Source organism: Neisseria sp. 20925_1_37, assembly GCF_041433255.1.
Lineage (GTDB): Bacteria > Pseudomonadota > Gammaproteobacteria > Burkholderiales > Neisseriaceae > Neisseria > Neisseria flavescens_D.
Genome location: NZ_JAPWBC010000011.1, coordinates 35,682 through 61,278 on the forward strand (window position 1 = coordinate 35,682; position 25,597 = coordinate 61,278).

19 protein-coding genes and 2 pseudogenes are annotated in these 25,597 nt (G+C 49.3%); 14 read left to right on the forward strand and 7 right to left on the reverse strand.

Annotation, left to right across the window (positions count from 1 at the left end):
- Positions 1 to 24: 24 nt before the first annotated feature.
- The 7 genes and pseudogenes from O3661_RS08905 to O3661_RS08935 form a co-directional block, all read left to right on the forward strand.
- Positions 25 to 660: pseudogene (locus tag O3661_RS08905) on the forward strand (uroporphyrinogen-III synthase); the annotation flags it as partial.
- Between the two features lie 216 nt (positions 661 to 876).
- On the forward strand, positions 877 to 2,148 hold the full coding sequence (locus O3661_RS08910) for a uroporphyrinogen-III C-methyltransferase (protein ID WP_371493138.1): 1,272 nt from the start codon (positions 877 to 879) through the stop codon (positions 2,146 to 2,148).
- Positions 2,145 to 3,368, forward strand: coding sequence for a heme biosynthesis protein HemY (locus O3661_RS08915; RefSeq protein ID WP_371493123.1), 1,224 nt, complete (start codon positions 2,145 to 2,147; stop codon positions 3,366 to 3,368). The genes O3661_RS08910 and O3661_RS08915 overlap by 4 nt, the downstream gene beginning before the upstream one ends.
- 134 nt (positions 3,369 to 3,502) lie before the next feature.
- A complete protein-coding gene (gene hemE, locus O3661_RS08920; protein WP_371493124.1) occupies positions 3,503 to 4,564 on the forward strand; it encodes a uroporphyrinogen decarboxylase in 1,062 nt (353 codons plus the stop codon).
- Between the two features lie 160 nt (positions 4,565 to 4,724).
- Positions 4,725 to 6,218 carry a cardiolipin synthase gene (cls, locus tag O3661_RS08925; protein ID WP_371493125.1) on the forward strand — a complete coding sequence of 498 codons (1,494 nt, stop codon included), beginning with the start codon at positions 4,725 to 4,727 and terminating at the stop codon, positions 6,216 to 6,218.
- A 254-nt stretch (positions 6,219 to 6,472) separates the two neighbouring features.
- Positions 6,473 to 7,216: a hypothetical protein gene (locus tag O3661_RS08930; RefSeq protein ID WP_371493127.1), complete on the forward strand. Its 744-nt coding sequence runs from the start codon at positions 6,473 to 6,475 to the stop codon at positions 7,214 to 7,216.
- Positions 7,217 to 7,556: 340 nt separating this feature from the next.
- Positions 7,557 to 9,653: a TonB-dependent receptor plug domain-containing protein gene (locus O3661_RS08935; protein ID WP_371493129.1), complete on the forward strand. Its 2,097-nt coding sequence runs from the start codon at positions 7,557 to 7,559 to the stop codon at positions 9,651 to 9,653.
- A 78-nt stretch (positions 9,654 to 9,731) separates the two neighbouring features.
- Here O3661_RS08935 and O3661_RS08940 read toward each other — a convergent pair whose 3' ends face one another.
- The 3 genes from O3661_RS08940 to O3661_RS08950 all read right to left on the reverse strand — a co-directional run bounded on the left by O3661_RS08940 (position 9,732) and on the right by O3661_RS08950 (position 14,750).
- Positions 9,732 to 10,073, reverse strand: coding sequence for a hypothetical protein (locus O3661_RS08940; protein ID WP_371493130.1), 342 nt, complete (start codon positions 10,071 to 10,073; stop codon positions 9,732 to 9,734).
- 449 nt (positions 10,074 to 10,522) lie between these two features.
- Positions 10,523 to 13,927, reverse strand: a complete 3,405-nt coding sequence (mfd, locus tag O3661_RS08945) for a transcription-repair coupling factor (protein WP_371493132.1) — start codon at positions 13,925 to 13,927, stop codon at positions 10,523 to 10,525.
- 130 nt (positions 13,928 to 14,057) lie between these two features.
- Complete coding sequence (locus tag O3661_RS08950; RefSeq protein WP_070625692.1) at positions 14,058 to 14,750, reverse strand: VIT family protein; 693 nt, start codon at positions 14,748 to 14,750, stop codon at positions 14,058 to 14,060.
- Positions 14,751 to 15,045: 295 nt separating this feature from the next.
- Between O3661_RS08950 and O3661_RS08955 the strand changes: the two genes are divergently transcribed.
- The 4 genes from O3661_RS08955 to O3661_RS08970 all read left to right on the forward strand — a co-directional run bounded on the left by O3661_RS08955 (position 15,046) and on the right by O3661_RS08970 (position 17,980).
- Positions 15,046 to 15,192, forward strand: coding sequence for a hypothetical protein (locus O3661_RS08955; protein ID WP_049336812.1), 147 nt, complete (start codon positions 15,046 to 15,048; stop codon positions 15,190 to 15,192).
- Positions 15,193 to 15,384: 192 nt separating this feature from the next.
- A complete protein-coding gene (locus O3661_RS08960) occupies positions 15,385 to 15,585 on the forward strand; it encodes a hypothetical protein (protein WP_371493133.1) in 201 nt (66 codons plus the stop codon).
- Positions 15,586 to 15,674: 89 nt separating this feature from the next.
- Positions 15,675 to 17,072: an aspartate ammonia-lyase gene (aspA, locus tag O3661_RS08965; RefSeq protein WP_293198046.1), complete on the forward strand. Its 1,398-nt coding sequence runs from the start codon at positions 15,675 to 15,677 to the stop codon at positions 17,070 to 17,072.
- A gap of 245 nt (positions 17,073 to 17,317) precedes the next feature.
- On the forward strand, positions 17,318 to 17,980 hold the full coding sequence (locus tag O3661_RS08970) for an NAD(P)H-dependent oxidoreductase (RefSeq protein WP_371493134.1): 663 nt from the start codon (positions 17,318 to 17,320) through the stop codon (positions 17,978 to 17,980).
- A gap of 178 nt (positions 17,981 to 18,158) precedes the next feature.
- On the opposite strand, the gene O3661_RS08975 is transcribed toward O3661_RS08970, so the two are convergent.
- Positions 18,159 to 20,390 (reverse strand): FepA family TonB-dependent siderophore receptor, encoded by a 2,232-nt coding sequence (locus O3661_RS08975; RefSeq protein WP_371493135.1) that lies wholly within the window; start codon positions 20,388 to 20,390, stop codon positions 18,159 to 18,161.
- A 231-nt stretch (positions 20,391 to 20,621) separates the two neighbouring features.
- Positions 20,622 to 20,840, reverse strand: coding sequence for a YdcH family protein (locus tag O3661_RS08980; RefSeq protein WP_003746288.1), 219 nt, complete (start codon positions 20,838 to 20,840; stop codon positions 20,622 to 20,624).
- A 221-nt stretch (positions 20,841 to 21,061) separates the two neighbouring features.
- Between O3661_RS08980 and O3661_RS08985 the strand changes: the two genes are divergently transcribed.
- A complete protein-coding gene (locus O3661_RS08985; RefSeq protein WP_070585602.1) occupies positions 21,062 to 21,436 on the forward strand; it encodes a hypothetical protein in 375 nt (124 codons plus the stop codon).
- Positions 21,437 to 21,569: 133 nt separating this feature from the next.
- Positions 21,570 to 22,820, forward strand: a complete 1,251-nt coding sequence (gene glyA / locus O3661_RS08990) for a serine hydroxymethyltransferase (RefSeq protein WP_107867220.1) — start codon at positions 21,570 to 21,572, stop codon at positions 22,818 to 22,820.
- A 71-nt stretch (positions 22,821 to 22,891) separates the two neighbouring features.
- Here glyA and O3661_RS08995 read toward each other — a convergent pair whose 3' ends face one another.
- Both O3661_RS08995 and yddG read right to left on the reverse strand, forming a co-directional pair.
- The gene (locus tag O3661_RS08995) at positions 22,892 to 24,202 is read right to left on the reverse strand and encodes a sulfate adenylyltransferase subunit 1 (RefSeq protein ID WP_371493137.1); all 1,311 of its coding nucleotides are present in this window, start codon (positions 24,200 to 24,202) and stop codon (positions 22,892 to 22,894) included.
- 129 nt (positions 24,203 to 24,331) lie between these two features.
- Positions 24,332 to 25,246, reverse strand: a complete 915-nt coding sequence (gene yddG / locus O3661_RS09000) for an aromatic amino acid DMT transporter YddG (RefSeq protein WP_049344252.1) — start codon at positions 25,244 to 25,246, stop codon at positions 24,332 to 24,334.
- Between the two features lie 182 nt (positions 25,247 to 25,428).
- Here yddG and O3661_RS09005 point away from each other — a divergent pair.
- Positions 25,429 to 25,597: pseudogene (locus tag O3661_RS09005) on the forward strand (MarR family transcriptional regulator); the annotation flags it as partial.

Here is a 25,597-nt window from a genome sequence, read left to right on the forward strand (position 1 = left end):
AACCTTAATAATTTATCCCACATTATGCCTACTCTACTCATCATTCGTCCGTCTAACCGTCCACAGCAAGATATCCAAACCTGCCATGCCGCCGGTTGGCAGGCTCAGGTATTGAGTCCGATTGAAATAGAGGCGGATCGTTCGGCGCTAAAAAAACTCCCCGAACAATTCAAGCAAGCCGATGTCGTGTTTTGGGTCAGCCCTACCGCTATTGAAACCGCAGCGCCACACTTGAACTTTTCAGACGGCCCCAGAGCACACATTACCGTCGGCCAAACTAGCCAACATACTTTGGCACAATTCTCCCCCTATCCCGTATTCTCTCCCGAAGATGGCAACGACAGCGAAGCCGTCTTGAGAATGCCTATTTGGAAAAACCTGCCGCCCAATGCCCGAGTTTTAATCATTCGAGGTCATGGCGGCCGTGATTTTCTAGCAGACAAACTGACCGAACTGGGTTTCCAAATCGACATCGCCGAAATCTATTTCAGACGGCCACACGCCATCGATTGGCAGCACTTTAAAACCGAAGACATCGCCGCCGCCTACATTACATCCGGCGAGATCGCGCGCGAATTTTTCCATCAGATTCCGCCGCAATTTTCCCGATTCTTCGAATCCTTGCTATACTTTACCCACCATCCACGCATTGCCGATGCGCTTCGCATCGTCGGTGCCAAACATGTTAAAACCGTCACTTCTTTATCCGCTGCACTTTCATCCATACCACAAAGGAGCCAAGCAGTGAACCCAGTCGAAGACAATAAAGATACCCAACAAGTTGCCAATACAGCAGCTCCGGCGCCTGAACGTTCTGAAAACACCAGGCCGTCTGAACAAATCAAACCTACCCAACCTCAGCGAGTGGAGGCGAGCATGCCCGAGTCCAACAATCTCCCACAAAACAACGCCCCTGTCATCATCAAACAATCTGGCGGCAAAGCCTTGGCCGCAGGTGCAACCGTCTTGGCACTGCTAGGCCTAGGCGCGAGCGGATTCCTGTTTGTACAGGGTCAAAATGTTTTAAAAAACCAAGAGCTCGAATTCAACCAAAAAATCGACAAAGCCGCGTTAGGTGAATCTGAAAACGCCAGCCTTTTAAAAGACAACCTCAACCGCCAAACCGCTATTCAGGCCGAGTTAGACCGCCTGAACAACGGTCAAAAAAACAATAGCGATCAAATCCTGCAAACGCAGAAAGCTTATCAAGAGTTACTCAAAGGCCGTATCAACTGGCTGGTCGATGAAGCCGAATCCATGTTGAACACTGCTTCGCAACAATTGATGCTGTCAGGCAACCTCCAAGGCGCGGTCAGCGTATTGGAACACATTGACAGCCGCTTAAGCCGTTTTGAACAACCTGAACTTATCCCCGTCAAACAAGCCATCAGCAATGATTTGGCTGCACTGAAAAACCGTCCTTATGTCGATATTTCCGCTACTGCCTTGCGTATCGACCGTTTGGAAACAGGTATTTCCGGCCTGCCTTTAGTCTTGGACGGCGTATTGAAACCAGGTGCCGCGCCTGTCGAAGCCACTAATTCAGGAACTTGGTGGGAAAACACATGGGAGAAATCCCTCAATGCCCTCAAAGGCTTGGTTGAAGTCCGTCATCTGGACAGCAACGACGCCATGTTGATTTCGCCCGAACAAACCTACTTCATCCGTGAAAACCTGCGCCTGCGCCTTTTGGATGCGCGCATTGCCCTGTTGCAACACAATGGCGAAGTGTACCAAAGCGATTTGAACAACGTTGAAGCAACCGTGAAGCAATACTTCGACAGCAAATCCCCTGCTACCCAGTCATGGTTGAAAGAGTTGGCCGAACTCAAAGCCCTTGATGTCCGCATGATTTCGGACGACAGCCTGAAAGCCAGCTTGAGCGCCGTTCGCGCTTATCAAGAAGGTTCACGTACACAAATGACGACCGAAGAAACTGTACAAACCCAAGCTGCCGAGAAAACCGCTTCTGCTCCGGCTGCAACTACCGAGCAAGCCACCACTGCCGCATCGGCTGCCGCTTCCGCCCCTCAATCTTTGGAAGCACCTGCATTGCCGTCTGAAAACAAAAAAGAACCGGCCGCCGAAGCTGCCAAACCACAAAACCAAACCAAGCCTGCTGCCAAAATTAAAGGAGAGCAAGCATGAAAACCATCGTTTGGATTGTCATTCTGTTTGCCGCCGCCGTCGGTTTAGCGTTGGCTTCCGGCATTTATACCGGCAACGTGTATGTCGTGGTTGAGCAAACCATGCTGCGTATCAATCTGCATGCCTTTGTTTTAGGCCTGCTGTTGAGCGTATTCGTCTTGTATTTCCTGATTAAATTCGTGTTCGGCCTCTTAAATATTCCAGCGCGTATGCAACGCTTCGGCATTGCCCGCAAAGGCCGTCAGGCTTCCGCCTCTTTGAACAGCGCAGGTTTGGCATATTTTGAAGGCCGTTTTGAAAAAGCCGAACAAGAAGCCGCCAAAGTCTTGCAAAACAAAGAAGCAGGCGACAACCGTACCCTAGCTTTGATGTTGGGTGCGCACGCGGCCGACCAAATGGAAAACTTTGAATTACGCGACCGCTATCTGCACGAAATCGAACAGCTGCCACAAAAACAGCAGCTTTCCCGCCATCTTTTGCTGGCCGAATCTGCACTGAGCCGCCGTGATTATCCGACTGCCGCACAAAACCTTGAAGCCGCAGCCAAAATCAACGGCAACTTGAGCCGCTTGGTGCGTCTGCAATTACGTTATGCCTTTGATCATGGCGATGCTTCAGATGTCTTGGCAAAAGCGGAAAAACTGGTCAAAGCCGGCGCCATCAACGATTACGAAGCCGAACAGTATCAAAACTGGGCATATCGCCGCCTCTTGAGCGAAGTAACCGATGCGGGCCGTCTGAAAGCCTGTTTGAAACAGATTCCCGAAAGCGTGAAGTCTGGCGAATTGTGTGTCGCGATTGCCGAAAAATACGAGCGTTTGGGTTTGTATGCCGATGCAGTCAAATGGGTCAAAACCCATTATCCGCAAACCCGCCAGCCCGAGCTTTTGGAAGCATTTGTCGAATCCGTACGTTTCCTAAGCGAGCGCGAGCAACAAAAAGCCATCGACTTGGCAGATTCTTGGCTGCAGGAACAACCCGACAATGCACCACTGTTGATGTATCTTGGCCAACTGGCTTACGGCCGCAAACTCTGGGGCAAAGCCCAAGGCTACCTCGAAGCCAGCATCGCCTTGCAACCCAGCGTATCCGCACATTTGGTCCTGGCGCGTGTGTTTGATGAAACTGACCAGCCACAAAAAGCGCAAGAACAACGCAATCTGGTTTTGGAAAGCGTGGCTGAAGAAGAACATCCGGCAGCACTCCCTCAACCAAATTGATGTGCTGATTTCGCATTAAGCGATAATATGAAATCCACAATAAAACCAACCATTTAATCATTTCAGACGGCCTCATACATATCTAAGGCCGTCTGAACTTTGTCCAACACACCAAATCAGAAAGCCTATTTATCATGACTGCTCTGAAAAACGACACTTTCCTCCGCGCCCTGCTTAAACAGCCTGTCGAATACACGCCCATCTGGATGATGCGCCAAGCCGGACGCTATCTGCCTGAATACAAAGCCACGCGCGCGCGCGCAGGCAGCTTTCTCGATTTGTGCAAAAACACCGAGCTGGCAACCGAAGTTACCATCCAGCCTTTAGAACGTTTTGATCTGGACGCGGCAATCCTGTTTTCCGATATTCTGACCGTTCCCGATGCCATGGGTTTGGGCCTGTATTTTGCCGAAGGTGAAGGCCCGAAATTTGAACGCGCCTTACAACACGAAGCCGACATTGCCAAATTGCAAGTGCCCGACATGGAAAAACTGCAATACGTCTTTGATGCCGTAACTTCCATCCGTAAAGCACTGGACGGCCGAGTTCCGCTCATCGGCTTCTCAGGCAGCCCGTTCACACTCGCCTGCTACATGGTTGAAGGCGGCAGCAGCAAAGAATTCCGCACCATCAAAACCATGATGTATTCGCGCCCTGATTTGCTGCATAAAATCCTCGACACCAATGCTCAAGCCGTTACTGCTTATCTCAATACCCAAATCGATGCCGGCGCACAAGCCGTACAAATTTTCGACACTTGGGGCGGCGTGTTGAGCGATGCCGCATTTAAAGAATTCAGCCTGAAGTACATCCGACAAATTGTTGCCGGACTCAAACGCGAAAGCGAAGACCGCCGCGTGCCTGTTATCGTATTTGCCAAAGGCGGCGGCTTATGGCTGGAAAGCATGGCAGAAATCGGCGCAGATGCATTAGGCTTGGACTGGACGTGCAACATCGGCGAAGCCCGCCGTCGCGTTGGTGAACAAGTTGCCCTGCAAGGCAATTTCGACCCGTTTGCCCTCTTCGGCACACCGGAATCTATCCGCACCGAAGTCGCACGCATCCTTGCCGACTACGGCAACGGCAGCGGCCATGTATTCAACCTCGGCCACGGCATCAACCAACACGCTGATCCGGAACACGCTAAAATTTTGGTCGATACCGTACACGAACTGTCCCGTCAGTATCACCGTTAATGGAAACAACGCAAAGGCCGTCTGAAAACAAAAACACAATTATCGTGTAAATCACAATTATCGTGTAAATTTGTTTTCAGACGGTTTTTCTATATACTTAATATTTGAAGCTTGTCGGCCCCAACCTTCAATTTAAAAACTCAACCAATCCCTACCGAATATGAATTTCTTAAAAGACATCACTTGGACCGAGATTTTTATCTTCGCCCACACCTGCGCCGCACTCGCCTGCATGCTGCGCGTGTTGTATAAACAAAAAAACATCGGATCAACTTTCGCCTGGCTGATTATCCTCTTCCTTTTCCCCGTATTCGGAACCATCGCCTACATCCTTGTCGGCGAGCCTCGTCTCGGCACAGCCCGTGCCAAACGTACCGGCGAAATGAACCGCTTCTACCGCAACTTTGCCGCTACCCATCTTGCCGATATCTATCTCGACATTGCCGACCAAGTCAAATCACGTTACCACGGCATCAGTAAAGTTGCTGAAAAAGGAACGGGGCTGGGTGCCACCAAAGGCAACGCCATGAGCCTGCTCTCAACCACCGATACCATCATCGACAGCATGCTCGCAGACATACGCGCCGCAACCCATTCCTGCCTGTTGGCCTTTTACATTATCGAACCCAAAGGCCGCATTGAAGAAATTCTAAATGAAATTCTTGCCGCCAAAGCCAGAGGCGTAGACTGCTCCATACTGGCCGATGCCGTCGGCAGCAGGAGCTTTCTTGAAAGCGATTGGGTAGAGAAACTGCGCCAAGCAGGCGTTGAAGTACATACCTCCTTACCTGTCGGCATCTGGCGTACATTATTCACACGCACCGACCTGCGCAACCACCGTAAAATCCTCGTTATCGACAGCAAAATCGGTTACACTGGCAGCTTCAACCTCGTCGATCCGCGCTACTTCAAACAAAATTCAGGCGTTGGCGAATGGATAGATGCCATGATGCGTTGCACAGGGCCTATGGTACTGGAACTGTCAGCCGTCTTCTTCGCCGACCTTGCCGTCGAAACCGATAAAAACCTTCAAAACGTACAAACATACCTCAACCAAGCAAAAAACCTGCTGCCCCAAATCCTTCCCGAAAAAATGCAGCAAGGCAATATTGTTGCCCAAATCATTCCCTCCGCCCCCGAGCAAAGCAGCTTCGTCATCTACGAAACCATCATCAGCGCCATCTATGCCGCTACCAAACAAATCATAATTACCACCCCCTACTTCGTCCCCGACGAGCCGCTTCTCATGGCATTAACCGTCGCCGCCAAACGCGGCGTCAAAGTAACCCTGATACTGCCCGCCAAAGTCGATTCACTGATGGTACGTTACGCCTCACGCGCCTACTACCCTATGCTGCTGGAAGCCGGCGTCAAAATCGCCATGTTTGAAGGTGGGCTTTTACATGCCAAAACCTTGACCATAGACGAAGACTACTCCCTCTTCGGCACGGTCAATATGGACATGCGCAGCTTCTTCCTCAACCTCGAAATCAGCCTCGCCATCTACGATCGCGATACCACCAAACAAATCTGCAACCTCCAACGTGACTACCTCAAAAACAGCAGCTACATTGCCATCAAATCATGGCAACAACGCTCCAAACTCCGCGGCCTCGTAGAAAATGCCGTCCGCCTGATGAGCCCTTTGCTGTAAAAAAGTAGTGAGGCCGTCTGAAAAACACTGTTCAGACGGCCTTTTTATACAGAAACAGATTAACCAACGATACCAACTCACAAAATCAAAGTCAGGTTTGTTTTCAAATCTATTTTAATTACTATAAATAATTTATCTTGTTTTTACAGCTCTGCTTTCTACCCAATTAGATTAATAGTATAGAATACGGATAATTTTTCATAATATTTAATATATTCAGATTGTTAACCTATTAAATTATCTCAGGAGCAATTATGTTCAAAATAAAATTCAAATTGTGGCTGCCAATGCTGTTGGCTGCAATTTTAGCTGCTTGTTCCCAGCAATCTCCTTCATCTGAAGCTCCTGCACCAGCAGATTCAGAAATAGCCAATCAAAGCGTAGAAACATCAGAAAAACTAGGAACCAGCTGGGGAGATGAAGTACAGTCTTCCGTTCATTCCGTAGATTTGCGCCGTGTCACGAAAAACCCTTTGGCAGAAGGCGTATTGAACTACTCTGCTAAAGATTATCGGGGTAAAAAAATCAACTCGATTTCTTTAGCAGCAGGCAAAGTGGAATTATCCGTGCAATCTGACAATGGCGACCTATTTCCAATATTCCGCGACGGTAGCAACTACTTTTTGCAAGGTAAAGACGGTCAGTCATACCGTTTGGTTTATAAGAACAATAGCAATAAAACTTTGGAAATTATAGCCAGCGTAGATGGTTTGGATGTCATCTCAGGCCAGGCTGCCAGCAGATACTCAGATGGCTATGTTCTGTACCCACATGATTCACTGGTAATCGAAGGTTTCCGTAAAAGTGATGATGCTGTAGCATCTTTTGTATTCAGCAACCCAGAAGACTCTTACGCTGCAAACTCGGATAAAGGCTCCATCACAAATACAGGTGTAATTGGTACGGCTATTTTTGAACTATACGACCCGACGCAAAAAAATAGCGAACCTGACGCATTCCCAGCCGATAACGGATATGCCCAACCACCTTCCAAATAAACAAGCCTCACAAACTGCATAGTTAAGCTTGTTAAACTTAAAGGCCGTCTGAAAAACACTTTTCAGACGGCCTTTTAAAACACTTATACACAATATTTATCATCGATAAATATTCAACTCATCCCTTTTCTTCAGTTTCAAAAAAGTAAGCCTCAACATATTTTCTCTCAAAATAGTTTTACAAAATTTAACCATAAATAAACCAATTGATATTTATAAAAATATCCAAACTACAAATCAAAATGAGACTAATATGTTCTTTTACATTTATTTGTAGCTTGATAATCATTATTAAAATAATTAGAATAAGCGGTCAATTTTTTATTCCTTAGGAAAAATCATGAATAAGGTCTCCTCTCCTGTATTCCGCCTTAGTATCATTACACTCGCATTATCAACAAGCTTCGCTCATGCCGAAAATTTGCAACCCGCAGAAACTGCCGAGCTGAATGAAATTAAGGTCACCGGTACTGCCGTACCGACTCGTGTAACCCGCAACCAGCTCGACCGTGAAATTTCGACCGATTTAAAACAAGTCATGAAAGACCAAATCGGTATGGATGTCGGTGGCGGCAACGGCGTAGCACAGTTTTACAGCATCCGCGGCGTTGGTGAAGACAAAATTAACCTAGAAGTCGACAACACCAGCCAATCCACAAAAATCTTCCACCACCAAAGCCGCTTCCAGCTTGACCCCGCTTTGGTAAAAAGCATCAACGTAGAAAAAGGCACAGGCGCGGCGAGCACGGGTTTGGGTGCGGTCGGCGGTACCATCCGCGTAACGACGGTTGACGCAAAAGACCTGCTAACCGACGGCAAACCTTTCGGTTTCAAACTCGGCGCAGGCTTGAGCAGCAATAAAGGCTCAACCGGCAGCGCAGCGGTTTACGGCTATCAAAACGGCTTCGATGCCCTGTTTGCAGGCAACTTCCTCAACAACCGCGACTACAAAGACGGTAACGGCAATGTCAACCTCGGCAGTCGTCTGAAACAGCACAGCTACCTCGCCAAACTCGGCTACGATTTCAACGACGACCACGGCATCCGCCTGACCTACCGTCAGGAATACCAAAAAGGCAACCGCACCGACAAAGCCGAGTTCCAAAACGTTGACAGCTACATCGGCGTGGACGGCACTTATCAAAAAGAACAAACCTACAATCTGGAATACCGCGGCCGCAACGTCGGCTTCATCGACAAAATCGATGCCAACGTCTTCCAAATCAATACCGACGACACCAAACCGCCCAAAGGCGCCCCTTCTCCAAAAGCCCAAGCTTCCGGCACTGCGCAAGGCGGCGTTCCTATCGGCAAACTTGAGTTAAGCAAAATCAAAGCGACCGGCGCGAATCTGAACCTCGCCAGCTCTTTCGGCGACGGACACATGGTGAAATACGGCGTCAACTACCGCCACGAAACCTCAGAGCCTTCCGACAAAGGCGCGTGGCTGAAGATTCTCGGCCTGTATGACCGCGACAAAGAGAAAAAAGCCGAATACGGCGTGTACGCGGAAGGCATTTGGAACCTACACCCCGTTACCCTGACCACCGGCCTGCGTTACGACCATTTCAAATACAACGCCGCCAGCAAACAAAGCGCGTCGCACGGTCAGCTCAACCCCAGCATCAGCGCGATTTGGGACATCAACGACAACTTCTCCCTCTTGGCAAACCTCAATCAGGCAAGCCGTGCGCCCCGCCTGAACGAAGCCCTGTTGGCTAACGAACGCGCAGGCGCCGCCGCCGATTTGGACAGCAACCTCAAAGCCGAAACCGCCCGCCGTGCTGAAATTGGCTTCAAATGGCGCAACGACAACTTCAACGTCAGCGGCAGCGTGTTCCACCAACGCATCAAAGACCTCATCGTCTATCGTTGGGCAAAAATCAACAACAACACCGCCTCCATCACCGAACGCGGCAAGATTTACAACGGCGGCACGCTCAAAACCTACGGCTACGAACTTGACGCATCCTACCGCTGGGGCGGCCTGACCGCGCGCGCCGGCGTATCCTACGTCAAACCCCGTCTGAACGGCGACATGTACTATGGCGAAAGCCCGATTCAAGCGGAAGACCACGAAAGCTCGTTCACCTTCTGGAACACCGGCCGCCAATGGCTGACCGGTCTGTCTTACCAGTTTGAAAACCCCAAACTCGAAATCGGCTGGCGCGGCCGCTACGCCCAAAGCGTGAAATACACCGACGTTGCCCGAGGACAAGGCACGATACACGGCAAGAAAGCCGGTTACGGCGTACACGACATCTACGCCAACTGGCAGCCGCTGAAAAAAGACAACCTGAACGTCAACTTCGCCGTCAACAACATCGGCAACAAGCAATACCGTTCGCACAGCCAACGCTTCCCAGACGGCAACGGACGCGTGCCCTTCTACGAGCGCGGCCGCGAGTTCGCCTTGGGCGTGAACTATCGTTTCTGATGATACGAACATTATGACGTTATAAGGAAATAAAAGGCCGTCTGAAATTCAGTTTTCAGATGGCCTTTTCATTGTATTTCAATCTTGCCATATAACTTTGCGTTCAGAACCATATGTAATCTTTTTAATACTGCTTTCGAGAGGAATTTCTTTATCTAATGCTCCTGAGTATTCCGAACCTGCTAATTTTTGAAATAAAACAATATTCAGCTCATCGTTGCGGGTAGTTATTTTGATATCCGAAATGCCCATTGCGCTATTGCCTAATAAACCTGTCAAATGAACCTGTCTATTATCCTTAACTTCATTGACAGTAATTTTAAAATTCCGAATATCATTCAACTTAATTTCATCATTAGAGAAAAAGCAACCGGATAATATCAAACCTGTAATACCCAATATCATTGCCCTCATTTTCATAATAATTCCCTGATCGATTTAGTAACCTTAGGCTCGATTTTCAAAAATGACAGTTTTAGTATTTTCAGACGGCCTTTATTTTATACGGCTTTTGTATCTGTACTTAAAGCCCGCGTGCGTGCGTACCGCACACACACTACCTAAAGGTTTTATGCGGACTATATTTTGTTAAGGAATTAACCTAATTCCGGCGGCTTCCTATCTAATTTCAGGCCTTCCTGTCATGAAATCCCAATCTTTTGGCATGTAAATTTGTAATATATTTAACCAACAATAAACATATTTGAAAAATCAACTCATTTTTCTTCATTTTGCATTCTATTATCTCAGAATATTTATTTTTTAAATAGAATAAGATAGGCATTGGATTTTCAAATCCGACATTTCCGGAATTTTGCAAAGGTCTCAGGCATTCTGAATTCTTTTCAGACGGCCTTTTTCCTTCTTCCTTATTTAACCATCACCCTTTCTTTCAAAGTCTTCAATACGTTCTTCACTGTATTAATCCGCACTTCGATATTTTCCATCTCTGCGGTAAATCGCAGCTTATCCGCGCCGGCAAGGCGGTATTTTTTGTCGTTTTGAATCAGCAGGATGATTTCGGTTGGATCGACATTGTTGTTTTTGCCAAAAGTTACCGTTACCGCTTCGCTGGTCGCGTCAATGGCATCTATGCCTAACTCTTTTGCCGCAAGCCGTAGGTAGTGACTTTCGATGAGGGTTTTGACGGGTTGTTCGGGCAGGCCGAAGCGGTCGACGAGTTCTTCGTGTATGGCGTTGATTTGCTGCACGGTTTCGCAGACGGCGAGGCGTTTATAGAGAACAAGGCGCTCGTGGATGTCGGGGCAGTAGTCTTCAGGCAATAATGCCGGGCTGTGCAGTTTGATTTCTGTGGTAATGCCCAATGGCGCGTCGAGATCGGGCTGGCGGCCTTTTTTAAGGTCGCGCACGGCTTGTTTGAGCATTTCGGTGTAGAGCGTGAAGCCGACCTGTATCATTTCGCCGGATTGACCTTCGCCGAGGATTTCGCCTGCGCCGCGGATTTCCAAATCCTGCATGGCGAGGGTGAAACCTGCGCCGAGTTCGTCTGCCGCCGCAATGGCGTCGAGGCGTTTTTCTGCGTCTTTAGTGATGTATTCGGGCGTGAGCAGGTAGGCGTAGGCTTGGTGGTGGCTGCGGCCGACGCGCCCGCGAAGCTGGTGCAGTTGCGCCAGTCCGAATTTGTCGGCGCGGTTGATGATGATGGTGTTGGCGTTGGGGATGTCGATGCCGGTTTCGATGATGGTGGAGCAGAGCAACACGTTGAATCTTTGCTGCAAAAAGTCGCGCATGACTTGTTCCAGTTCGCGCTCGCGCAGTTGTCCGTGCGCCACGCCGATGCGGGCTTCGGGCAGCAGGGTTTCCAACCGCTCGCGCATATTTTCAATCGTATCCACTTCATTGTGCAGGAAAAATACCTGCCCGCCGCGTTTGAGTTCGCGCAACACAGCTTCGCGCACGCTGCCTTCGCTGAACGGTTTGACAAACGTTTTGACGGCGAGGCGGCGGCTGGGCGCAGTGGTAATCAGCGAGAAGTCGCGCAGGCCTTCAAGCGCCATGCTGAGGGTGCGCGGAATCGGCGTGGCGGTCATGGTGAGGATATCGACATTGGCGCGCAGGCGTTTGAGCTGCTCTTTCTGGCGCACGCCGAAGCGGTGTTCTTCATCGATAATCACTAAACCTAAGTTTTTGAATTTGATGTCGTCCTGCACCAATTTGTGCGTGCCGATAACGATATCGACCGTGCCGTCCGCCATGCCTTTCAGCGCGGCTTTGGTGGCTTTGCTGTTGTTGAAACGCGAAAGGCTGGCGACTTTCACGGGGAAATCGGCGAAGCGGTCGGCGAAGTTTTGCGCGTGCTGCTCGACCAGAAGCGTGGTCGGGGCGAGTACGGCAACTTGTTTGCCACCCATCACCGCCACAAACGCGGCGCGCAGAGCGACTTCGGTTTTGCCGAAACCGACATCGCCGCACACAAGGCGGTCCATCGGCTTCGCCTGCGTCAAATCTTTAATCACGGCGGCGATGGCGGCGGCCTGGTCTTCGGTTTCTTCGTAGCCGAAGCCGTCGGCAAACGCCTGATAGTCCATCTCGTTGATTTCAAACTTGTGTCCCGATTGGGCGGCGCGTTGGGCGTAGAGGTTGAGCAACTCGGCGGCGGTGTCGCGCGCTTTTTCGGCGGCCTTGCGCTTCGCCTTGTTCCATGCGCCGCTGCCGAGCTTGTGCAAGGTAACGTTTTCATGCGCCTGGCCGGAGTAGCGGCTGATTAAATGCAGTTGCGAAACAGGCACATAAAGCTGCGCTTCGCCCGCGTATTCGAGCAACATCATTTCGTTGGTTTCGCCGCCCAAATCCATCGTTACCAAGCCCATATACCGGCCGATGCCATGTTCTTCGTGAACGACGGGATCACCGATATTGATTTCGGCAAGGTCGCGCAACAGGCCGTCTGAAACGGCGGCATGTTTCTTGCGATGATGTTTGCGCGAGCGGGCAACGTATTGATAAAGATCGGATTCGGTAATAACCGCGATGTTTTGATCTTCTAATTTAAACCCGTATGCCAACGGCGCCACTGTAATCATCAGCGACTCATGCGCCGACAAAAAGCCCTGCCAGTCAGATACAGGTTTGGCTTTCAAACCGTTTTGCTGCAAGAAACCGAGCATGGTTTCGCGCCGTCCCAAACTTTCGGCACACAGCAAAATCCGTCCTTCAAAGGCCGTCTGAAAATCCTTCAATGCCTGCAACGGCTCGTCGGATTGGCGGTTCACGGCAAGATCGGGCAAGGTGTGTTCTTTGCCGGAAACATCGGGCAGCACTTGTCCGTAGTTTTTCAGACGGCCTGCGAATACATCGGCAGAGAGATACAAATGCTGTGGAAGCAAAGGCGGATAGGTTTCGTCGCCCTGCGCCATGGCGTAACGCGATTTGACGTCGCTCCAAAAACGGTTTGCCTCGGCGTGAACGTCGCCCAAAGAGACAAACAGCGCATCTTCTCCGATATAGTCAAACAGCGTTTCCAGCTCGTTTTCAAAAAACAGCGGCAGGTAATATTCCACGCCTGCACCAAAATGGCCGTTGCTGACGGCTTTGTACACAGCAGCATCGTTCGGATTGCCATCGACTTCTTCGCGGAAGCGGCTGCGGAAAATCTTTTGCGCCTCGCTGTCGGTGGGGAACTCGTGTGCAGGCAGCAGACGGATTTCGGAAACCGGGGAAATGGTGCGTTGCGTTTCGGTATCGAAGGTTTTGATGCTGTCGATTTCATCGTCGAACAAATCGATGCGGTACGGCATTTCGCTGCCCATCGGGAACAAATCGACAATACCGCCGCGCACGGCAAACTCGCCCGCCGCAACAACATGGGACACATGGTTATAACCTGCATCTACCAAATCACTTTTCAGACGGCCTATATCCAAAGTCTGCCCTGTTTTCAGCCAAAACGTGCGCCCTGCCAGAAACGGCACAGGCGGCAGCTTCTGCATTGCCGTGGCGACCGGCACAAACAACACGTCCGCCGCGCCGCTCTTAATCTGCCATAAAGCCGAGAGCCGCTCCGATACCAAATCCTGATGCGGTGAAAAACGCTCGTAAGGCAGCGTTTCCCAGTCCGGCAGGAACACCGCCGTATCGTGCGGACGGAAAAACAGCCAGGCCGTCTGAAGGCGTAGCGCCTGTTCCGCATCTTGGGTCAAGACAACCTTGAGCTGCTTATGCGGCAGATAACGCGCCAAAGCCAAGGGCAGCGAGCCTTGCGAAAGATTGAGCCAACGGGATTTTTCACGGGGTTTGGGAATCGGATAGGTCATGACAAAACAGTTTGTAATAAGTAAATACAAGCACCATAGGCCGTCTGAAAAATTTTCAGACGGCCTTTAGCGATCAAATCAATTTTCAATTTTACTGGATACAGGTTTAAAAGAATATAAGGCCTTACAATCAGACGGTCACACCTGCCAGTTTTCCAATAAATCCGGTTATCACCAATGCTGCAACGCCCCATATGCACACGCGCAAAACAGCAGGAACGACAGGTGCGCCGCCGAGTTTGGCAGAGACATAGCCCAGTCCTGCCAGTCCGCACAAAGTGGAAACTGCCAAGGTCGGAACAATGGCGGTAGAAGCTGTCAATGCGACCAGTAAAGGCAAAATCGCTCCGGCACAAAATGAAGCAGCAGAAGCCAGCGCGGCCTGCATGGGTTGGGCGGCAGAGGTTTCGGTAATGCCGATTTCGTCACGTGCATGAGCGGCGAGTGCATCGTGTTCCATCAAGGCTTTGGCCACCTCTGTGGCGAGCGGGTCGGACAAACCGCGGCGGCGGTAAATTTCCGTCAGCTCTTCCAACTCCGCATCAGGATTATTTGCCAATTCGTAGCATTCTTTGTGCAAATCGGCTTTTTCCGTATCCGATTGGCTGGACACGGAAACGTACTCCCCCGCCGCCATTGATACCGCGCCCCCGATAAGCGCCGAAACGCCCGTCAACAGCAGGGTTTGGAAATCAGGCGCGGCTGCGGCTACGCCCGTCAACAGCGAGGCAGTAGAAATCAAGCCGTCATTGGCACCCAATACGCTTGCCCGAAGCCAGTTATTGCGGTCGCTGAAATGGCGTTCGCTGTGGTGTGAATACATATATGCTCCGATAAATTGGCGGTTTCCAGATGATAACATTGTATTGTTTTTTGAAATCCATGTCAGTTTATCCCTTCAGATCAAGCATTCTTAAATCTTTCTGCTGCCATTCAAACCATAAAAACCAACACTCTTCTTTGGATTTTTTTCAGACGGCCTGAACGCTTTTACAAGCAAATTTATTGTTCCAAGTCATGGCATTATCACAAGGCAGTTTTGTGCTGCTTGGTTTATCCGCTTAAAGATGCTATCTTTATGAATCTTTCCACTCCTCAATCCATTGAAAGGATGTATCATGGCCGAAGAAAACAAAATCAAAGTAAACGATTTGCCTGAAGATAAAAAAGAGCAAACTGAAGAAACCGAACTGCCCGTTATCAACAACGAAGAAAAACGCGGCGGTCATGGCGAAGGTGGTTGCTGCGGCGCATGCGGCGGCTAAATCTTCCCGACAAAGCCTCCGAGGCCGTCTGAAAAGTCTTACTTTTCAGACGGCCTTTTCCTTTCTAAACAATTACAGGTAAATCAATGAAAGGATGCGGGAGAAGAATTTAAACCCAACCGCGTTTGTGCTACATTCACATCTTTACAAACCACAACAATCTGCACCCGCAGACACACAAGGAAGAAAAAAATGTTTTGGTATATCGTCAGCTTTTTCGCCATTATCGTTTCCCTGCTCGCCCTCTGGGTCAACGCCAGCGCGTTCGGTATGCAGGATGACGGCACGCCGCAATCCGAATACGAAAAAATGTTGGGCCTGGGCGCAAAACTGAAAGATAAAGATACGGTTGCCAAGGAACGCGAAGCAGCACGCTTTCATCCTGACGATTAAGCCTTATAGACTGGACAATCGTGCCGAACTGGGCTAATGTTCCAAACGCATAATGCACACCAACACAACTATACGAGAAGGTAAGAGAAATGACTGTACGAATCGAACACGATTTACTGGGCGACCGCGAGATCCCTGCTGAAGTATATTGGGGCATCCATACTTTGCGCGCCATTGAAAACTTTAAAATTTCCACACAAAAAATTTCCGACGTACCGCAATTTGTCCGCAGCATGGTCATGGTTAAAAAAGCCACTGCGCAAGCCAACGGCGCATTGGGTGCCATCAAGCCGGAAATCGCGGCCGCCATCGAAAAAGCCTGCGATGAAGTATTGGTCAAAGGCCGCTGCCTCGACCAATTCCCATCAGACGTTTATCAAGGCGGCGCCGGTACTTCGGTCAACATGAACACCAACGAAGTCATTGCCAACCTCGCATTGGAAGTCTTGGGACACGAAAAAGGCCACTACGACATCGTCAATCCGATGGACCATGTCAACGCCAGCCAATCCACCAACGACGCCTACCCTACCGGCTTCCGCCTTGCCGTGTATTACAGCATCGGCGAATTGCTCGACAAACTGGCCATCTTGAAAAACTCTTTTGCCGCAAAAGCCGAAGAGTTTAAAGATGTTTTGAAAATGGGCCGCACCCAGCTTCAAGATGCCGTGCCGATGACTGCCGGTCAAGAATTCCAGTCTTTCCAAGTGTTGTTGGAAGAAGAAATCCTCAACCTCGACCGTACCCGCTCCCTGCTGCTTGAAGTCAATCTCGGCGCCACCGCCATCGGTACCGGCGTGAATACGCCTAAAGGCTATGCGGCTTTGGTCGTTGAGAAACTCTCCGAAGTCAGCGGCCTGCCTTGCAAACTGACTGAAAACCTGATCGAAGCGACCTCAGACTGCGGCGCATATGTGATGGTACACGGCGCATTGAAACGCACAGCCGTCAAACTGTCTAAAATCTGTAACGACTTGCGCCTGCTCTCTTCCGGTCCGCGCGCTGGTTTGAAAGAAATCAACCTGCCTGAATTGCAGGCCGGTTCTTCCATCATGCCTGCCAAAGTCAATCCCGTGATTCCCGAAGTCGTCAACCAAGTCTGCTTCAAAGTCATCGGCAACGACACCACCATCACTTTCGCAGCCGAAGCAGGTCAGTTGCAGCTGAACGTTATGGAGCCAGTAATCGCCCAATGTATGTTTGAAACCATTTCCCTCTTGGGCAACGCCGCGGTCAACCTGGCCGACAAATGCGTCAAAGGCATTACGGTCAACCGCGAAATCTGCGAACACTACGTCTTCAACTCCATCGGTTTGGTCACTTATCTGAACCCATACATCGGCCACCGCAATGGCGACTTGGTCGGCAAAATCTGCGCCCAAACCGGCAAAGGCGTGCGCGAAGTCGTATTGGAGCGCGGTTTGTTGAGCGAAGAAGAGCTCAACCGCATCCTCTCTCCAGAAAACCTGATTAATCCTCATCTGTAATTAAGATTTGAAATCAAAGGCCGTCTGAAACTTTAAACGTTTAAAGTTTCAGACGGCCTTTTCGTATTTATATTGATTTTTATCGAATTTTTTTGCGAAATTCAGAATTAAAAGATAGCCTAGCCGTTAGGTTTGATTTAACATGGTGTTGCCCCAGCCTGTTTCTTCCTTAAGGTTATGTCGGTAATGATGCCTCAAAAGAAACCGGATATTGGAATAACATCTTCATTTATTAGGAAAACCAGATGAATCAAATTACACGCGAACAAATGCTGCAAGTATTCGAAAATCGCCGCTCTACCCGTTATTACGATCCCAACAAAAAAATCAGCCAAGAAGATTTTGCAGCGATTTTAGAATTTGCCCGCCTCTCCCCAAGCTCTGTCGGCTCCGAGCCATGGAAATTCTTGGTGATTCAAAACAAAGCCCTGCGTGAGAAAATCAAGCCTTTCAGCTGGGGGATGCAATTCCAACTGGACGACTGCAGCCATCTGGTGATTATCCTTGCCAAGAAAAATGCCCGTTACGATACTCCGTTCTTCCGCGGTGTTGCCGAACGCATGGGCCTGCAAGGAGAGCAGCTGGAAAAAGCGTTGGCAAAATACAAAAGCTTCCAAGAAACCGACATTAAAATTGCCGACGACCAACGCGCACTCTTCGACTGGAGCGGCAAACAGACTTATATCGCTTTGGCCAATATGCTCACAGGCGCAGCGGCCATCGGCATCGATTCCTGTCCAATCGAAGGCTTCAACTACGACAAAATGAACGAAGTATTGGCGGCAGAAGGCCTGTTTGATGCCAACGAATGGGGCGTATCCGTAGCGGCAACATTCGGCTATCGCGCCAAAGAAATCACCAAAAAATCACGCAAACCGATTGAAGAAATGGTGACTTGGGTCGAATAAGCAGTTTGTATTCTCAGGGCGGCAAATACCGCCCTTTTACTTTTCTAAAAAGAAAAGCAAATTCCGTAACAACAAATACTTCTAAATTTAAAATCAGAAGGCCGTCTGAAACCATGTGTCAGAAATCCTAGATTTCATTTCACACCGTTTCAGACGGCCTGATTTAATATGCTTCTACTTAAAACGATACTTTCAAACTGCCGTAGAAGGCACGGCCATGCTCGTTGTAAGTTTGTGCGCCAGCAGTTGTGCGGTACAGTTTTTTGTCAAACAGATTGCTGATACCGCCACGGACGGCCACACGTTTGTTCCAGTTGTAGCCTGCATTGATGCCCCAAATGCCGTAAGAGCCGACTTGGGTTTGGTTATGTGCGGAAGTTAAAGGTGTAATCCTTGCACCTGGATTACCGTTTTGCTCCAGTCTATTGATCGCTACGCCACGCGGTTTAGTGCGGCCGTAGTGAGTAAAGGTCAGGTTAGCATCGAAGCGTTCGTTCGGCGTCCAAGACAGTGTGCTGTTAATGGTGTGTTTCGGCACCAAAGACAATGGATTGCCTTGATAATCTTCAGATTTGTGCATATAAGTGAAATTGTTGCTCCACTTGAGTGTGTCATGCAACGGAATCACCAAGTTGCCTTCGATACCCGAAATAGTCGCTTTCGGCGTATTTTCCCATTGCAGGAGCCAGTTGCCGATATTGCTGGTGGCAATGAGCTGGTCGCCGATCACGATTTTATTGCGGTACGCATTGTGGAAATAAGTCGCCGAAGCTTGCCAGCCGTTTTTGTTGAACTCAAGGCCAATCTCTTTATTGATACTGGTTTCAGGTTTCAAATTGCTGTTGCCCATGTAGAAACAGCTGACACTACCCGGCGCATTGAGCGGACAGCCCTGACCGCGTGTGTACAGGATAAAGTCAGAACTAGCTTGATACAGATTTGGCGCTTTATACGCACGGGCAACACCGCCTTTGACCAACCAGTTTTCGCCGATTTGATGCGAGAAGTTCAAAGCCGGACTCCAGTTGCTGCCACTGGCACTGTTATGGTCGAAGCGGATGGCTGGAATCAGATGGGTTTTGTCGGTCAACGAAATATTGTCTTCAACGTAGGCTGCCCAATTGCGTTGGGAAGTTTTACCGCCACGATGTTCCGATACGCCGGAGAAGGTGTTGACAATTACACGTGGCGGTTGACCAGAACGACCTGGAATAATATCTGTCAGACTTTGCGAGTTAGATGTAGGATCATCCAACTTACTGTCAGTAAATTCTGCACCGACCGTCAATACATTATCGACTCTAAGTTTAAACGGAATATTCGCTTCGCTGCTGAAGCGCAAGTTTTTCAGACGGCTTTGAACAAAATCCAAGCCTGTGTAGCTGCCTTCCGGACCACCGGCCAAACCTTCAGGCAAGTGGCTGTTGACTGTGCGCTCATAACTGATCACGTTTTTGGTATCGCCCCATTCCCATGCGCCGTCATGCGTTAAAGAATAAGCGGAACGGTATAAGCGGGCAGTTTCGGCTTTGCTGTCGGCCAAAGAATTAACCAAAGCGGAACGCGGATTGCTGTTTTGCGTATCGCCGTTATAGATATTACCCTGACGGCTGTAACTGCTGTCTAAAATCAGCGTTTGCGCTGGGCTGATTTTCCATTGTAGACGGCCTGCGATGTCTTTATTGCGTACGCCTTCGACACCGGCCGCGCTGTCATTACCGTGTCCGGCATTAATATCAGCAGCATCTGCATCCGTTTTATTCAAATTGCCGTAAATGCGGAAGCCCAAAGTATCTTGGATAATCGGGCCGCTCAAATTGAAGCCGATACGGCGGGTTGCGCCCTCTTTGCTGTTTTGCGGCTGATTGGCGTAAAGATTGACTTGGCCTTTAAATTCTTTAGATACTTTTTTGGTGACGATATTGACCACGCCGCCCATCGCGCCGGAGCCGTAACGGGTCGCCGCCGGACCGCGCAAAACGGTAATGGATTCGATTTCTTCAACCGGCACCCAGTTACTGTCGCCACGCGTATTGCGTTCACCGCGCATACTGATACGCTCGGACTGGCGCGAATTAACCGGCTTGCCGTCAATCAAAATCAAAGTGTTTTCAGGACCCATACCGCGCAAGTCGATTTGGCGTTTGTTGCCACGCTGACCTGTTGCCGTATTGCCGGTCAGATTGACACCGGGCATGGTGCGGACAAATTCGGAAATATCATTGGCTGCAGGGCGTTTGTCGATGTCGTCTTTAGAAATACGCGATACGCCGAGCGACTGTTGCAACTGCTTCTCGGCAGTAACGTAAACGGTATCGACTTCAGCCTGCTCAACTGCTTTCTCTTCAGCTGCGTGTGAGAATGCACTAATTAACGCCAAAGGCAAAATGGCGAGTGTGAATGTTTTCATTGCATCGTTTCTCTTTAACTTTGTTTGTTAAAAATCAAAATAAAAATTATTCGAGATTTTAAATAAACTTAACAGAGTTTTCAATGCAATTAAGAGTGATTTACAATTAAAAGTTAAATTACGCTAATAAAAATAACAAATACCAAACAACTAAAAAGGCCGTCTGAACCAGCATGAAACGAAATCCGAGATTCCTATCATACCGTTCAGACGGCCTTATTCAATTTTTAATTATTTGCCTGCTGCTTTTTGCAAAAGGGCATACAATTCGTCTTTGAGTTTGAGTTTGGCTTTTTTCAGCTCCTCGATTTCTTCGGCACCGCTGGTTACCACGTTATTCACCAAACCGGTAATTTTATCGTCCAGCTCGTTGTGCTCCTCAAACAAACGGGCAAAGTGTGCATCCTCTTGTTTCAGTTTAGAAATCAGATCGCGATATTCTGGAAACATTTTGTTTTCCTCTCTTGTTAATTAAATAAAAAAGTACTGCTGCCAAAAACTAGGACGAATTAATCTTTAGCTTCATTATAACAAACACGGGCGTTTTATCCAGTCTTTTTTAAGCCGAAACTGTTTTATGTCAAAATTAATAATATCACCATTAGCCATCGTCCCAATGGAAAGAAACAGGTTTCTAGACGGTTTGCCGACTTGGGCATACAATCGGGCTTATGCGTTTACACAATGGCCGAACCACCCTATTCCGTCATATCAACGGTATGGACGGACAATTTATCCTGCTTGAAAACCATCCTTCATGGATGCCGGTCAATGATGCCGATTTCAACCATGCTGCCCCCTTGCCCGACGGTTTGGCCGTGCACGAAGAATCATTTTATCCATTTGAAAAAATAGATACCGCCGAATCGGCAGACAATATCAAAATCTTCAGCGAAGAAGCCCTACGGCTGGAGAAAGAACGATTAAATGCGGTAGCCTTGGTAGAACTGGCAAAAAATCTTAAAGCCGCCCAAGCCGAAGCCGACTTAGCCGCGCTTCTGGAAAAAATGGATTTTCATTTAAAACAAGATGATATTTTCAAATAAACCCTTCAATCTCAGGCCGTCTGAAACCAAACACCCGACACAATTGTTGACAATGCAAGAAAAATAGTTCATCTTGAACCAATTCGCAGCACTCCATCCTATATTTTCAGCCCATCACAAAGGAATCGAGAACATGTTTTCAAAAAGCGTTACCCTCGCACAATATGACCCTGATTTGGCAGCAGCCATCGCCCAAGAAGACAAGCGCCAGCAAGACCACGTCGAGCTGATCGCCTCTGAAAACTACGTCAGCTGTGCCGTTATGGAAGCCCAAGGTTCGCAATTGACCAACAAATATGCTGAAGGCTATCCTGGCAAACGCTACTACGGTGGCTGCGAATACGTTGATATTGTCGAACAATTGGCGATTGATCGCGCTAAAGAGTTGTTTGGCGCAGAATATGTCAATGTCCAACCGCACTCCGGCTCGCAAGCCAACCAAGCTGTGTACGCTTCTGTTTTGAAACCGGGCGACACCATTTTGGGCATGTCTCTGGCACACGGCGGCCACTTGACCCACGGCGCAAGCGTTAACATCTCCGGCAAACTCTACAACGCCATTACTTATGGTTTGGATGAAAACGAAGTTCTCGATTATGCCGAAGTAGAACGCTTAGCACTTGAACACAAACCCAAAATGATTGTGGCCGGTGCATCTGCCTACGCGTTGCAAATCGACTGGGCAAAATTCCGCGAAATCGCCGATAAAGTCGGCGCATACCTTTTTGTCGACATGGCGCACTATGCGGGTCTGATTGCCGGCGGCGAATATCCTAACCCGGTGCCATTCTGCGACTTCGTAACCACTACCACCCACAAAACCCTGCGCGGCCCTCGCGGCGGTGTGATTTTGTGCCGTGACAATACCCACGAAAAAGCGTTGAATTCCGCCATCTTCCCAAGCCTGCAAGGCGGTCCGTTGATGCACGTTATCGCTGCCAAAGCCGTAGCGTTTAAAGAAGCGTTGCAACCTGAGTTCAAACAATACGCGAAACAAGTGAAAATCAATGCTGCCGCCATGGCGGAAGAGTTGGTCAAACGCGGTTTGCGCATCGTTTCCGGCCGTACCGAAAGCCACGTTTTCCTTGTTGACCTGCAACCGATGAAAATCACCGGCAAAGCCGCCGAAGCCGCTTTGGGCAAAGCTCACATCACCGTCAACAAAAATGCCATCCCGAACGATCCGGAAAAACCATTTGTTACCTCCGGTATCCGCATCGGCTCCGCCGCCATGACCACACGCGGCTTTAACGAAGCTGACGCACGCGTTTTGGCGAACTTGGTTGCCGACGTATTGGCCAACCCTGAAGACGAAGCCAACCTCGCTAAAGTCCGCGAACAAGTGACTGCTTTGTGCGATAAATATCCGGTTTACGGCGCATAAGCATTTCGCCTTGGATGAAATAACAGGCCGTCTGAAACTTCAGACGGCCTTTTTTTATTTCAACTTTTCTTCTAAATTTCAAAACTGTTTGTTTCGCTGACTTTGCGTATCATGCCTGCCGCGACAGTATGGTTGGTGGCTTCGTCAATCAAAATAAACGCGCCTTGGGCATGGTTGTCTTCGTATGCGGCAGCGGCAAGCGGCTGCTGGGTTTTGAAGCTGACGCTGCCGATGTCGTTGAGCTTGAGCGTTTCGGCGGATTCGACGCGGCTAAGGGTGTTCACGTCCCAAACGTAGGCAATTTCGCTGATTTTTACGGGCGTGGTTTGGGTAGTGTGTTTCAACAAATATTTGCGGCGCAGATTGAGCGGAATATCGTCAAACCAGCAAAGCGCGGCTTGAAATTGTTGTTCGGGAACAATGACACTGTCGGCTGAAACAATGCTGTTGCCGCGTGAAATATCGATGTCTGCATCCAAAACGACAGTCAACACTTCCCCTGCCTCGGCAGATTCGGTTTTACCGTTTGCATTATAGATTTCGACAACTTTGGCAACATGGCCGCTGGGTAAAACTTTAACTTCATCGCCCACTTTCAGACAGCCTGCTTCCAATCTGCCTTGATAGCCGCGGAAGTCGTCGCTGCTGCTGCCGTCTTGGCGCGCCACGCGTTGTACGGGAAAGTGCGCGGCTTGGTCGGCGGCATTTTGACGGTTGACGGGCAGGCTTTCGAGCAAAGGCAAAAGTGGCAAACCTTCATACCACGCGGTTTGGCTGCTGGCATTGACGATATTGTCGCCTTTTAAGGCGCTGATGGGTAGGAAGTGGATTTGTGCTTTGAGGCCGATTTGTTCCGCCAGTTTGCGATAGGCCTCGGTAATGGCTTGATATTTGGCTTCGTCAAAGTCGAGTAGGTCGAGTTTGTTGACGGCGACGATGATGTTGGGGCAGCCCAGAAGTTTTAGAATCGCGCTGTGGCGTTTGGTTTGGGGCAGGAGGACAGGCTCATTACCTGAAAAATCGACACGTGTGGCATCAACCAAAATAATGGCGGCATCGGCAGTCGATGCGCCGGTAACCATATTACGCGTGTATTGCTCATGTCCCGGCGTATCGGCAATGATGAATTTGCGTTTGGGCGTGGCGAAATAACGGTAGGCCACGTCAATGGTAATGCCTTGTTCGCGCTCGGCGGCAAGGCCGTCTGTCAGGCTGGCGAAGTCGGGCGTTTCGCCGTTTTCAGCAGCGCGGTTGAGCTTGTCAAGCTGGTCGGTCAGTAAGGTTTTGCTGTCGTAGAGCAGGCGGCCGATGAGGGTGGATTTGCCGTCATCGACACTGCCGGCGGTAATGAAGCGTAAAAGCGGAGCGGAAGCTGCGGTCATGATTCTTTCCCATTTCTCGTGATTTCTCAAACTGACTGCTACTTTAAACAGGCCGTCTGAAAATGGGAAAGAATGTTTGGTTGTTAAAAAAGCTGTTTTCGTTATATCGCAAAGCTATGGGATATTGCTTCACACCATCTGTTTTCTCCGGGTCGCCAACCAACATACAATCGATCCTAAGCACACCATTCCCGCCCCCTGCCAAAATGTCATGGACAAAGGCGCGCTGATCAAAAACGAGGATACTACCGCAGACAATACCGGAATGAAATAAGATGCGCCCGCCAATACAGTCAGATTACCGCGCGAAATACCGATATTCCACACTGCATAGCCCAAGCCCATACAAGACGCGGCGGCAACGGCATAGCCGAGCGATACGGAATCAAAACTCAACGTATCCGCGCCGCTGAGAAAATACTCTATCCACAACAGTATCGACACCAGCGCAAAGAAGAAGCCGACACTGCTGCCTTCCGCTTTCACACGCGCCGTCAGCGTACAATATGCCGCCCAAAACACTGCGTCCGCAAATGCCATGATGTAGCCGCCGGGATTGGTGCGGACATTGTGGTAGATGCCGGAAATCGACAAGCCGACATCGCCGCCCAATACAGTGGCAATCCCTAAAAACGACAGCACAAAGCCGATGACTATCCACCATTTTGACGGCTGTTTGTTGAAATATACCGCTCCGACGATGGTAAACGTAGGCCACAAATAATTGACCATGCCGATTTCCACCGCCTGTCTCGCGTTTTGCGCAAAACCGACCGAGAGCGACAAACACAGTTCGCAGCCGACAAAAAACACACTCGCCCAAAACAGATAGCTGCGGTTGTAATTGCGCAAATGCGGCCGGCCGAAAATCAGCCAAATCAATACGGTGGACAAGGTGTACATCATTGCCGCGCCGCCCACTGCCCCCATATGCAGGCTCAAAGAGCGTATCAGAGAAATGACGAAGCTCCACAAGGCAACGGCAAGCAGCCCGATGGCAGTGGCTTGTTTGGATGAAATGTTTTGAGATAAGAAATGAATCATGGCGTATGTGCTGAAGATGGTTTTATTAGGTTTATCGTAGTTTGAAAATATCGTTTCTACATTAATTATTTTAACGGTTTCAAGGCAGTCTGAAAATGATTGTTTCAGACGGCTTTCTATTTGCAATTAGTCCTAAACATGACTATAATCCGCATCCAATTAGTCAATATTGAGACCAATTTATGACTCAGCTCGATCAACTCGGTATGCGTATCAGCCACATAGACAGCGCATTTGACCAATGGATTAAACAGCAAAACACCAACTACAATACCTTCGCCGTTCTCTATACCTTAGCCACCGAAGGCAGCCGCACTCAAAAATACATAGGCGAAGAATGGAGCCTGCCCA